Origin of the sequence: Marinobacterium sp. LSUCC0821 (assembly GCF_012848475.1) — a bacterium.
Lineage (GTDB): Bacteria > Pseudomonadota > Gammaproteobacteria > Pseudomonadales > Balneatricaceae > Marinobacterium_E.
Map to the genome: position 1 here is coordinate 2,162,757 of NZ_CP051666.1, position 12,499 is coordinate 2,175,255.

General features: G+C 49.2%; 11 protein-coding genes. All 11 read left to right on the forward strand.

The window, feature by feature from the left end; all coding sequences use genetic code 11:
- The first annotated feature begins 20 nt into the window (after positions 1 to 20).
- The 11 genes from HH196_RS10545 (at position 21) to greA (ending at position 12,358) form a co-directional block, all read left to right on the forward strand.
- On the forward strand, positions 21 to 818 hold the full coding sequence (locus HH196_RS10545) for a YdcF family protein (protein WP_169452078.1): 798 nt from the start codon (positions 21 to 23) through the stop codon (positions 816 to 818).
- Positions 815 to 2,542, forward strand: a complete 1,728-nt coding sequence (gene recJ / locus HH196_RS10550; RefSeq protein ID WP_169452079.1) for a single-stranded-DNA-specific exonuclease RecJ — start codon at positions 815 to 817, stop codon at positions 2,540 to 2,542. Before HH196_RS10545 ends, recJ begins: the two co-directional genes overlap by 4 nt.
- A gap of 21 nt (positions 2,543 to 2,563) precedes the next feature.
- Entirely contained in the window at positions 2,564 to 2,746 is a 183-nt protein-coding gene (locus HH196_RS10555) for a hypothetical protein (RefSeq protein ID WP_169452080.1), read from the forward strand.
- Positions 2,734 to 3,618 carry a deoxyribonuclease IV gene (nfo, locus tag HH196_RS10560; protein WP_169452081.1) on the forward strand — a complete coding sequence of 295 codons (885 nt, stop codon included), beginning with the start codon at positions 2,734 to 2,736 and terminating at the stop codon, positions 3,616 to 3,618. The genes HH196_RS10555 and nfo overlap by 13 nt, the downstream gene beginning before the upstream one ends.
- 21 nt (positions 3,619 to 3,639) lie before the next feature.
- Complete coding sequence (locus HH196_RS10565) at positions 3,640 to 4,257, forward strand: NUDIX domain-containing protein (protein ID WP_169452082.1); 618 nt, start codon at positions 3,640 to 3,642, stop codon at positions 4,255 to 4,257.
- Positions 4,258 to 4,269: 12 nt separating this feature from the next.
- Positions 4,270 to 4,719, forward strand: coding sequence for a DUF1249 domain-containing protein (locus HH196_RS10570; RefSeq protein WP_248276854.1), 450 nt, complete (start codon positions 4,270 to 4,272; stop codon positions 4,717 to 4,719).
- A 4-nt stretch (positions 4,720 to 4,723) separates the two neighbouring features.
- Positions 4,724 to 5,311, forward strand: coding sequence for a YqiA/YcfP family alpha/beta fold hydrolase (locus HH196_RS10575; protein WP_169452083.1), 588 nt, complete (start codon positions 4,724 to 4,726; stop codon positions 5,309 to 5,311).
- 21 nt (positions 5,312 to 5,332) lie between these two features.
- On the forward strand, positions 5,333 to 7,228 hold the full coding sequence (gene parE, locus HH196_RS10580) for a DNA topoisomerase IV subunit B (RefSeq protein ID WP_169452084.1): 1,896 nt from the start codon (positions 5,333 to 5,335) through the stop codon (positions 7,226 to 7,228).
- 259 nt (positions 7,229 to 7,487) lie between these two features.
- Positions 7,488 to 8,621, forward strand: coding sequence for a glutamine-hydrolyzing carbamoyl-phosphate synthase small subunit (gene carA / locus HH196_RS10585; protein ID WP_169452085.1), 1,134 nt, complete (start codon positions 7,488 to 7,490; stop codon positions 8,619 to 8,621).
- Between the two features lie 39 nt (positions 8,622 to 8,660).
- Positions 8,661 to 11,882 carry a carbamoyl-phosphate synthase large subunit gene (carB, locus tag HH196_RS10590; protein ID WP_169452086.1) on the forward strand — a complete coding sequence of 1,074 codons (3,222 nt, stop codon included), beginning with the start codon at positions 8,661 to 8,663 and terminating at the stop codon, positions 11,880 to 11,882.
- Positions 11,879 to 12,358: a transcription elongation factor GreA gene (greA, locus tag HH196_RS10595; RefSeq protein WP_169452087.1), complete on the forward strand. Its 480-nt coding sequence runs from the start codon at positions 11,879 to 11,881 to the stop codon at positions 12,356 to 12,358. The genes carB and greA overlap by 4 nt, the downstream gene beginning before the upstream one ends.
- Positions 12,359 to 12,499 lie beyond the last annotated feature (141 nt).

Consider the following 12,499-nt stretch of genomic DNA (forward strand, 5'->3'; position numbering starts at 1 on the left):
GGATGGGCTCTTAGGTTTTTATGGATAGCTTCTTTAGCCTTTCAAAACTATTCTGGTTTCTTACTGCTCCAGAGCACATTCTGGTTTGGCTGCTTCTTCTAGCCTTTGTTGTCCTCATTTTTAACAAGCGTTCATTGGCGTTAAAGCTGATAGGCGCCGATCTGTTGCTCTGGATGCTGCTGCTAATGATGCCGCTGGGTGATTTGGTGATGCGTCCTTTGGAAGATCGTTTTACCCTGCCTGATTTGGATACCATTCAACCCGAGGGTGTTATTGTTTTGGGCGGTGGAGAGAGTCCAGAGCTAAGCTCAGTTTGGCGCCAATCTGAATTCAACTCTGCTGCTGAGCGTGTGATGGTTTTACCAGTTCTGGCTCGCCAATTTCCACAAGCTAAAATTATCTTTACCAGTGGCAGTGGCTCTGCACTGCGTCAGCAATTTAAGGGTGCAGATGCTGTCGCGGAGTATATTGATCAGTTGGGACTTTCTAGTCGTGTGCTTTTTGAAAATCAGTCGCGCAACACCTACGAGAACGCTCTTTTATCTGCTGAACTTTTAGGTGGCGTACCAGGGGGACAATGGCTATTAGTTACCTCTGCGTTTCACATGCCTCGCTCCGTCGGCATCTACCGTAAACAGGGGTGGAATGTTATCCCATACCCAGTTGATCACTACTCTTCCACAGAAACCGGTTTGAAATTAGATCCAAAGCTTTGGCGTAACCTTCGTGACCTCAATACCGCGATGCGAGAGTGGATTGGTCTAGTTGTCTATTACCTGACGGGTAAAACTGATCAGCTTTTACCGGGTGAACAATGAGTGAGTTAACAATTACAGATCGCTCGGCCACCGTTGTTGGAGATCTAGCAACTCTTCATCCGGTACTTGCTCGTATCTATGCGGGGCGGGGTGTTAAAAGCATCGATGAACTTGGTCATACTCTCGATAGATTGCTGCCTGATAACAGCATGCTTGGCATTGATGCTGCTGTTGATCGGCTCTACCAGGCATTTCTGAACCAGCAGCGCATATTAATTGTCGGTGACTTCGATTGTGATGGTGCAACGAGCACAGTTACTGGACTGCTGGCGCTTCGTGCTTTTGGTCTTAACTCAGTCGACTACCTAGTACCAAATCGCTTTGAGTATGGCTATGGCCTATCACCTGAAATTGTTGATGTTGCCGCCGCACGTAACCCTCATCTGATCATTACGGTTGATAACGGCATTTCAAGTGTCGAGGGTGTTGAAAGGGCAAATGCTCTCGGTATTGATGTAGTGGTGACTGATCACCACCTACCAGGTGACACGCTGCCTAATGCTGCCGCCATCGTTAACCCTAATCAGTCTGGCTGTGACTTCATGGCTAAATCGACCTGTGGTGTGGGCGTGGTGTTCTATTTGATGATCGCGCTGCGTCGTCGTTTGTCGGCTGAGGGGTGGTTTAAAAAGCTGGGTATTGCAGCTCCTAATTTAGGTGGCTTGCTCGATTTAGTGGCACTCGGTACCGTTGCCGACGTCGTAGCGCTGGAGCATAACAACAGAACACTCGTCTCTCAGGGGTTGGCAAGAATTCGCAAAGGTCGTGCCCGTCCCGGGCTGCTGGCGCTGTTGGAAGTGGCAGGGCGCAACCCTGAAACGCTAAGTGCTTCGGATCTTGGATTCGCTGTTGCACCACGTTTGAATGCAGCGGGTCGCTTAGATGACATCAGTTTAGGTATTGAGTGTCTATTGGCTGATGATCCTGAGCGTGCAAAGGGTCTCGCTCAGCAGTTGGATCAACTCAACCGTGAACGCAGAACTATTGAGACTCAGATGCAAGCTGACGCGCTAGCCCTGCTTGATCAGCTTAACTTTGATGAGTCATCGGTGCCGGCTGGTGTGGTGCTTTTTGATCAGGATTGGCATCAAGGTGTTATTGGTATTTTGGCCTCTCGAATTAAAGAGCGTCTGCATAGACCTGTCATCGTGTTTGCTCCTGGTGATGCGGGTGAGGTTAAGGGCTCCTCACGTTCCATTGAAGGATTTCATGTGCGCGATGGTTTGGATCGTATAGCGACGGAAAATCCTGGCTTGATCACCAAGTTTGGAGGTCACGCTATGGCAGCGGGACTCACTATTCAAGCAACGGATGTTGAGAGATTCTCTGAGTTGTTTGCTAAAGAGGTGCTTCGCCAAATCCGTCCGGAGCAGTTAGAACGTGTCGTAGAGACAGACGGTGTTCTTTTGCCTCAACAGTTTACTATGGAGCTTGCTCAACTGATTCGAGATGCAGGGCCCTGGGGTCATCAGTTCCCAGAGCCAAGTTTTCATGGCGAGTTTCGAGTGTTGCAGCAGCGCATCGTTGGGCAAAAGTATCTTAAGTTGGTTTTGCAGGAGCCAACAACAGGATTAGCGCTGGATGCGATCGCCTTTAATGTGGATACTGATGTCTGGCCAAACAGCGATATTCAGCGTGTAGAGGCTGTCTACCGTTTGGATATCAATGAGTTTCGTGGACAGCGAAATATTCAGATGATGATTGAGTGGCTTTTGCCACGCTAAATAGAAGAAAGAGAAGAGAATATGAACGATCTTACGACTGATGAATTGGGTGTTTTGGTATCTGTATTTGAGCGTGCAGGCATTGCTGAAGATGGCTCGGTTGAAGGTACGCTTTTTAAACTAGTAAAAAGCACACACAGTGAGCGCCTTGAGCTTGAATCGATGGATTTCGATGATTGTGCAGGCGGTGCATGCAAGCTGTAAATCGAAAAGATAAGCCCTACTACGTTGGTGCTCATGTCAGCGCTGCGGGTGGGGTTGAGAACGCTCCCTTAAACGCAGCGGCGATTGGTGCTAATGCGTTTGCGGTATTCACAAAAAACCAGCGCCAATGGGTTTCGAAGCCGCTGACCAGTGAAAGTATTTCGGCGTTTAAAGCGAACTGTGAAAAGCACGGCTTTTTGCCAGAACAGATCCTCCCTCACGATAGTTACCTTATCAATTTAGGACACCCAGAACAGGAGCCGCTGCAGAAGTCGCGCGATGCCTTTATTGATGAGATGCAGCGTTGTGAGCAGTTGGGGCTCTGTTACCTCAATTTTCATCCAGGTAGCCACCTTAAAAAGATCGATGAGTCGGCCTGTTTGGCTCGTATTGCAGAGTCGATCGATATCGCTACCGCTGAGAGCGACTCTGTTATTGCTGTGATCGAAACGACAGCGGGTCAGGGTACGAATCTGGGCTACAAGTTCGATGAGATTGCAGCGATTCTTGATCACTCTAAAAATCCTGATCGTATCGGTGTATGTATCGATACCTGTCACATCTTTGCTGCTGGCTATGACCTGCGTACAGCAGAGGCCTGTGAGGCTAGTTTTGGTGATTTTGAGCGGCTAGTTGGGTTCGATAAACTCTGTGGTATGCACATCAATGACGCTAAAGTGAAGCTAGGTTCACGTGTTGATCGTCACCACTCGCTAGGGCAGGGTGAGATTGGCTGGGAGGCTTTTCGCTACATAATGCAGGATGATCGTTTTCGTGGAGTGCCTCTCTGTCTTGAGACGATTGATGAGACGATTTGGGCTGAAGAAATTCAGCAGTTACGTCAATTTGCAGGTGAGGCGATTCGGGCCTAATTTGGCTTAAGCAGGTATAAGATGTCGGATATCGTGTGGCACCCAAGTTTTAAAACCGCTGATGCACGCATTGTCAAAGATGAGGTGGCGTTTCAGGGTTATTTCCGCGTGAAACGCCTTACGATAGCCCATAAAACCTTCGCTGGTGGTGAGATTGAGATTGTTCGTGAACTCTTTCAGCGCGGTGATGCGGTCTGTGTTGTTCTCTATGATCCAAAGCAGGATAAGGTTGTTCTGGTTGAGCAGTTTCGAATTGGCTCATTAAATGGTCCTTCACCTTGGATGCTTGAGCTGGTCGCTGGTGTTGTCGAAGTTGGCGAAACAAGCAATGATGTGGCTATTCGTGAATCTGTTGAAGAGGCGGGTGTCGTAATATCTGAACCACGCCGAATCATTCGTTACCTACCCAGTGGCGGCGGTTGTGATGAGTGGATTGATCTGCTCTATGCTGAGGTGGACGCATCAACTGCTGAGGGTGTGCACGGTCTGCCGGAAGAGGGTGAAGATATCCGGGTTCATGTTATTGCGGCTGATGATGCCTTTGCTCTGGTGCGTTCTGGCGTGATTAATAGCTCCCCTGCAATCATAGGGTTGCAGTGGTTAGAGTTGAATCGTACTCAATTACTAAAAACGTGTTAAAAGGGTGTTAAGTTGAGCGGTATTAAACGCAAATATGTGCCAGATCTTGTTAAGCAGAGTGTTATCTGCGAGACAAACTATGCACGTCTTGTGCGAATGCTGCCGGCAGGAGAATCGGCGGTAGAATACCGTATTGAGTGGCATCAACACCCCTATGTGGTCTCTATCCGTCGCGAAGAAGAGTTCTCCTACACCTCAACTTGGGTAGTCTCCTACTGGCCTGAAAATAGCTCCCCTTGGTTCAACCCTCAATCGATTGTTGTGCGTCTTTATCACGACGCGCGGATGGCTGAAGTGGTCTGTATGAAGCGTAAGCAACAGCTGTCAGGCCGCTACGAATATCCCAATGAGCAGATGCGTCATCCGGATGAGAAGTATCAGCTTAATCATCACTTTGCTGAGTGGCTAGGTTACTGCGTATCCCATGGTGCTGTGCCTTCCGTTCGAGTGGCTAGGGGTTAATAAAATGGCAGCTCATTTTATCTATGTTCACGGTTTTAATAGCTCCCCAGCCTCTTTTAAGGCGCAGCTTTTAATTGATTACTTTGCCAAGCAGGGTTGGGCTGATCGCCTTGATGTTCCAGAGTTGCCTGAATACCCACAGCAGGCGATGGCGCTATTAGAATCTCTTGTGGCTGCGCACTCTGAAGTGGTTTTGATTGGAAGCTCCCTAGGTGGTTTTTACACCACCTACCTGACAGAGAAGTATTCACAGGCGCGAGGTGTTTTAATCAATCCAGCCGTTGCACCTCATAAACTGTTGGTGCAGCTGCTTGGACCCAATGTGAATTATTACAACGGCAGGAAGTATGATTTGACCGAAGAGCATCTTCGCCAGGTTGAATCTCTCTATCTGTCAGAGCTGTCGCATCCCGAAAAGCTGTTTTTGCTTCAGCAAGAGGGTGATGAGACGCTAGATTATCGCGATGCGGTTCACTACTATCGCAAGTGTGAACAGATTGTTCAGCCAGGTGGTAATCATGGCTTCGAGAATTTTGACTCAATGGTGCCTGTGATTTTAAAGTTTGCAGATCGCCAACATACCGCTGATTAAGCGCTAGGAATAGAGAGATATATGTCTAAGGATTACAACGCAGGTTCGATAGAGGTTCTCAGTGGTCTCGATCCAGTTAAACGCCGACCTGGCATGTATACCGAAACGGATCGTCCCAACCACTTGGCGCAAGAGGTTATCGACAACTCTGTCGACGAGGCGTTGGCAGGACATGCCAAGCAGATCGATGTCACACTGCATGCCGACGGCTCTCTCTCTGTGTCTGATGATGGTCGTGGTATGCCAGTTGATATCCACCCAGAACAGGGGGTACCTGGCGTTGAGTTGATTCTTACCAAGCTTCATGCGGGCGGTAAGTTTAATAATGACAACTACAACTACTCGGGCGGTTTGCACGGGGTAGGTGTCTCGGTAGTTAATGCTCTGTCGAAGCTGCTTGAAGTGCAGATTAAGCGTGGCGGACAGGTTCATCGTATCGGTTTTGCTGATGGCGATAAGGTCTCTGACCTCGAAGTGATTGATACCTGTGGTCAGCGCAATACCGGTACCATGGTGCGTTTCCTTCCTGACCCAAGTTATTTCGATAACCCGAAATTCAGTGTATCTCGTCTAAAGCACAATCTGCGCGCCAAGGCGGTGCTTTGCCCTGGCCTGCGAGTTACCTTCTCTGATCTCTCTTCCGGTAAGAAAGATAAAGAGGAGTGGTACTACGAAGATGGTTTGGTCGCTTACTTAAAGGGTGTTACGCAGGTCTACGAAACCCTTCCTGAAGAGCCATTTACAGGGTCTTTGCAAGGTGAAGAGGATGCGGTTGAGTGGGCTGTACAGTGGTTCAAAGAGGGTGGCGAAATGCTCACTGAGAGCTACGTCAACCTGATCCCAACTGCCCAGGGCGGTACCCATGTAAATGGCTTGCGTACAGGTCTACTAGAGGCGTTGCGCGAGTTCTGTGAATTCAGAAGTCTGTTGCCTCGTGGCGTGAAGCTTTCACCAGAGGATGTCTGGGATCGCTGTTGTTATATTCTGTCAGCGAAGATGCGTGATCCACAGTTTTCGGGTCAAACAAAAGAGCGGCTCTCATCACGTGGTATCGCAGCTTTCATATCTGGCACTGTAAAAGATGCCTTCTTGTTGTGGCTGAATAAACACGTAGAAGAGGGTGAGGCGATCGCCGATATGGTGATCTCTAACGCTCAGAAGCGTCTGCGTTCAGCGAAGAAAGTTGTTCGTAAAAAAGTGACTCAGGGGCCCGCGCTTCCTGGGAAATTGGCAGACTGTTCGGGTGCTGAAACCGAGCGCAGTGAGCTCTTCCTGGTGGAGGGTGACTCTGCGGGTGGTTCTGCAAAACAGGCGCGTAGCCGCGAGTTTCAAGCGATTATGCCGCTTCGCGGTAAAATCCTAAACACTTGGGAAGTCGACTCGTCTGAGATACTGGCATCCCAAGAGATTCACGATATCTCAGTAGCTATAGGTGTAGACCCTGGTGCTGAAGACCTATCTTCTCTGCGCTATGGCAAGATTTGTATTCTGGCCGATGCGGACTCCGATGGTGCGCATATTGCCACCCTTATTTGTGCGCTCTTCTTAAGACACTTTAAGCCGTTGGTGGATGCAGGGCACGTCTATGTCGCGATGCCACCACTGTTCCGAATCGATGTTGCTAAAGATGTCTACTACGCACTGGACGAGTCCGAAAAGAACGCAATTATTGAGCGAATTAAGGCAGAGCGTAAGAATGCTCGCATCGGTGTTCAGCGCTTTAAAGGTTTAGGTGAGATGAACCCGCTTCAGTTGCGTGAAACCACGATGGATCCCGATACACGCCGTCTTGTGCAACTGACATTGGATGCTGGTGATGATACGCATCAGGTGCTTGATATGCTCTTGGCCAAGAAACGTGCAGCCGATCGTAAGAGCTGGCTTGAGGAAAAAGGCAATCTTGCTCAAGTTGGTTAAATTCATTAACCAATTTATTTAACGAGTTAGTTAATCTTTTTTCATCTTAAACGGCATCTTCGGATGCCGTTTTGCCGTGGACACTAAAGTCTAATTCATCTAAAATACCGAAGGTTTTGCCCAAGTCAGCGGCGAAACCCACCGATAAGATGTCTACAGAGCGAGGTAGCCCTGAGTTAGCCTCGCTTTTTTGCAGCCAAAAATTAGCCAGACATCGTTAAGTTTTTCGTTTATTTAGCCAGCGCGCGGGGAGGTTCATTTGACGCAGCCAGCCATTCTAGCCCTTGAAGACGGTTCTATTTTTAGGGGGATTTCGATTGGCGCCGAAGGCGAATCGACTGGTGAGGTAGTTTTCAACACCTCGATGACCGGTTACCAAGAGATCCTCACAGACCCATCTTACTGCCGTCAGATCGTGACACTGACTTACCCGCATATCGGGAACGTTGGTTGTAACCCTGAAGACGCTGAATCAGACCGCACTTGGGTTGCAGGTCTCGTGATTCGTGATCTACCGCTGATGGCGAGCAACTTCCGTTCAGAACAGGCACTGGATGCCTACCTTAAAGAGCGCAACATTCTCGGTATTGCTGGTATTGATACCCGCCGCTTGACTCGCATTTTGCGTGAAAAAGGTGCGCAGAACGGTTGCATCATGGCTGGTGAAAACCTAGATGAGGCTAAAGCAGTTGAAGCTGCTCGTGCATTCCCAGGCCTTAAAGGTATGGACCTTGCAAAAGTTGTTACCCGCGACACGCAAGATGCTTGGCGTACCTCAACTTGGAAGCTTGGCAGTGGCTGTGCTGAGATTGCTGATGCTGATCAGCAGTTCCATGTGGTTGCTTATGACTTCGGTGTTAAATCAAATATTCTTCGCATGTTGGTTGAGCGTGGCTGTCGTTTGACAGTTGTTCCAGCGCAAACACCGGCTGCGGATGTGTTGGCGTTGAACCCAGATGGCGTGTTCCTTTCGAACGGCCCTGGCGATCCAGAGCCTTGTGACTACGCTATCACTGCAATTCGCGAAATTCTTGAGACTAAGTTGCCTGTATTCGGTATCTGTCTTGGTCACCAGCTGCTAGCACTAGCATCAGGTGCGCAAACCGAGAAGATGAAGTTTGGTCACCACGGTGCCAACCACCCAGTTCAGGATCTTGACTCTAAGCATGTGATGATCACCTCTCAGAACCACGGTTTCGCTGTTTCTGAAGGTTCAATGCCAAGTACGCTGCGTGCGACCCATAAGTCGCTATTCGACGGCTCACTGCAGGGTATCGAACGTACCGATCGTCCAGCATTCAGTTTCCAAGGGCACCCTGAAGCGAGCCCAGGTCCACACGATGTGGCACCACTTTTTGATCGCTTTATAGAAATGATGCGCGCGGCTAACTAAGCGCACTCCCGGGAAAACAGTTTTAGATCAGGTTTTAATATGCCAAAACGTACCGACATACAAAGTATCCTCATCCTAGGCGCAGGCCCAATCGTTATCGGCCAGGCGTGTGAGTTCGACTACTCTGGCGCACAGGCGTGTAAAGCGCTTCGCGAAGAGGGTTACCGTGTAATTCTTGTGAACTCAAACCCAGCGACGATCATGACTGATCCGACCATGGCAGATGCAACTTACATCGAGCCTATCAACTGGAAAACCGTCGCTAAGATCATCGAAAAAGAGCGTCCAGATGCGCTGCTACCTACCATGGGTGGTCAGACTGCATTGAACTGTGCGCTTGACCTTGATCGTGAAGGCGTACTGGCTGAGTTTGGCGTTGAGATGATCGGTGCGACTCAGGATGCGATCGATAAGGCGGAAGACCGCGAACGTTTCGATAAAGCGATGAAGAACATCGGCCTTGAGTGTCCTCGTGCTTCGATTGCACACTCAATGGAAGAGGCGCTTCAGGTTCTTGATATGGTTGGCTTCCCAGCAATCATTCGCCCATCGTTCACCATGGGTGGTTCAGGCGGTGGTATCGCTTACAACCGTGAAGAGTTCATCGAAATCTGTGAACGTGGTTTAGACCTGTCACCTACTAATGAGCTTCTAATCGACGAATCGTTGATCGGTTGGAAAGAGTACGAGATGGAAGTTGTTCGCGATAAGAACGACAACTGTATCATCATCTGTTCGATTGAAAACTTTGACGCGATGGGTGTCCACACCGGCGACTCGATCACTGTTGCTCCAGCTCAGACGCTAACCGATAAAGAGTACCAGCTGATGCGTAACGCATCGATCGCAGTTCTTCGTGAGATCGGCGTTGAGACAGGTGGTTCGAACGTACAGTTTGGTGTCTGCCCAGAGACGGGTCGTGTTGTGGTTATCGAGATGAACCCACGTGTATCTCGTTCATCGGCTCTTGCATCTAAAGCGACAGGCTTCCCAATCGCGAAGGTGGCTGCGAAGTTGGCTGTGGGTTACACCCTAGATGAGCTACAGAATGATATTACTGGCGGTCGCACACCTGCATCTTTCGAGCCTGCGATCGACTACGTTGTCACTAAGATTCCTCGCTTCACTTTCGAGAAATTCCCGCAGGCAAATGACCGTCTAACTACGCAGATGAAATCTGTGGGTGAGGTGATGGCGATTGGCCGTACGCAGCAAGAGTCTCTGCAGAAAGCGCTTCGTGGCCTTGAAGTGGGTTCTGAAGGTTTCGACCCAATCGTTGATCTTGCAGCAGATGATGCGCGCGATAAGATTGTTTACGAACTGACTGAACCAGGCGCTGAGCGTATTTGGTACATCGGTGATGCGTTCCGTATGGGTATGAGCGTTGATGAAATCTACAAGCTAAGTGGCGTTGATCCTTGGTTCCTTGTTCAGATTGAAGACATCATCAAAGATGAGCAGCGCGTTTCTGAATCTGCATTGGGAGACCTATCAGCAGATGCTATCTTCGCACTGAAACGTAAAGGTTTCTCTGATGCCCGTCTTGCGAAACTTCTAGGTGTTTCTGAGAAGCAGTTCCGCAAGCACCGTCAGGGTCTTGGCATTCGTCCTGTCTACAAGCGTGTTGATACCTGTGCGGCAGAGTTTGCGACAGATACTGCTTACATGTACTCAACGTACGAAGAGGAGTGTGAAGCGAACCCATCGACTCGTGACAAGATCATGGTGATCGGTGGTGGCCCTAACCGTATCGGTCAGGGTATCGAATTTGACTACTGCTGTGTGCACGCAGCTCTTGCAGCGCGTGAAGATGGCTATGAAACAATCATGGTTAACTGTAACCCTGAAACTGTATCGACAGACTACGATACATCCGATCGCCTCTACTTTGAGCCAATCACGCTTGAAGATGTATTGGCTATCGTTGATGTAGAGAAGCCAAAAGGCGTTATCGTTCAGTACGGTGGTCAGACCCCACTTAAACTGGCCGTTGCTCTTGAGCAGGCAGGTGTCCCTATCATCGGTACCTCTTCTGAAGCGATTGATCGTGCCGAAGACCGTGAACAGTTCCAGCAGATGCTTAAGCGTCTTGGCCTGAAACAGCCAGAGAACGCGACTGTTCGTAGCCTTGAGCAGGCTGTGATTGAAGCTGAGAAGTTGGGCTACCCACTAGTTGTACGTCCATCATACGTACTAGGTGGTCGTGCTATGGAGATCGTCTACAAAGAGGACGAACTTCGCCGTTACATGAACTCGGCTGTAAAAGTTTCTAACGAAGCACCAGTGCTTCTAGACCACTTCCTAAACGCTGCAATCGAAGTTGATATCGATGCTGTATGTGACGGCAAACAGGTCGTGATTGGTGCAATCATGCAGCATATCGAGCAGGCGGGTGTTCACTCTGGTGACTCTGCATGTTCACTACCTCCTTACAATCTGGCAGCAGATATTCAGGATGAGATGCGTGAAATGGTTCGCAAGATGGCGATCGAGCTTGGTGTTGTTGGCTTGATGAACGTACAGCTTGCATACCAGGATGGCGAAATCTACGTGATCGAGGTTAACCCACGTGCATCACGTACTGTACCGTTCGTATCGAAATGTATCGGTGTTTCGCTAGCGAAGATTGCTGCTCTTGTAATGACTGGCAAGTCCCTAGAAGAGCTTGGTTTCACTGAAGAGATCATTCCGACCTACTTCAACGTGAAAGAAGCGGTATTCCCGTTCAACAAATTCCAAGGTGTTGACCCAATTCTTGGCCCTGAGATGAAGTCTACAGGCGAAGTTATGGGAACAGGTGAGACCTTCGGTGAAGCGTTCATGAAGGCGCATATCGGTGCTGGCGACAAACTACCTAAACCAGGTACTGCGTTCATCTCTGTTCGTGACGTAGATAAAGCGGCAGCGCTAGAATTGACTAAGCAGCTTGTTGATCTTGGCTTTAACATCATCTCGACCAGCGGTACGGGTGCGATGCTTAAAGAGAACGGTATTGAAGTTACCCTAGTGAACAAGGTGACTGAAGGTCGTCCAAACATCGTCGACATGCTGAAGAATAAGGAAGTGAACTACGTGGTGAATACCACTGAAGGCCGCAAAGCGATTGCAGACTCTGCAGATATTCGTCGCGCTGCACTTCAGCACAAGGTTCCATACTCTACGACTATCGCTGGCGCAGCTGCGATCACCGAAGCACTTCGCTACGGTGAAGAGCGTACAGTGCGTCGCCTGCAGGATATTCACGCGGAGTCAAACGCATGAGCACGCGCGTACCTATGACCGTTGAGGGCGAAGTAGCACTTCGCTCTGAACTAGAGCGTCTTAAGACTAAAGACCGTCCTACCGTTGTTGCTGCAATTGCAGAGGCGCGTGAACATGGCGATCTCAAAGAGAACGCTGAGTACCACGCTGCCCGTGAACAGCAGGGTTTCATCGAAGGCCGCATCGCCGAGATCGAGAGTAAGCTTTCTATGGCTCAGGTGATCGATGTAACGAGCCTGCCACACACAGGCAAAGTAATCTTCGGAACTACAGTTGATCTAATTAACCTAGAGACTGACGCTGAAGTAACCTACAAGATCGTAGGTGATGACGAAGCAGATCTTAAGCAGAACAAAATCTCTGTAAACTCCCCAATCGCTCGTGGCCTGATCGGTAAAGAGGAAGGCGATATCGCCGGAATCACTACGCCGGGTGGCATGATCGAATATGAGATTGCTGAAGTTAAGCATATCTAAGATTTAGCTTAGAGCAGAAAACCGCCGCGAGGCGGTTTTTTATTGTTAATATCCTGCCTTTGGCTGGGTATTTGCTTTTGAAGTTTTACTAGAATCTATAGTAACGAAAAAACCACCCGAAGGTGGTTTTTAGAATCAACA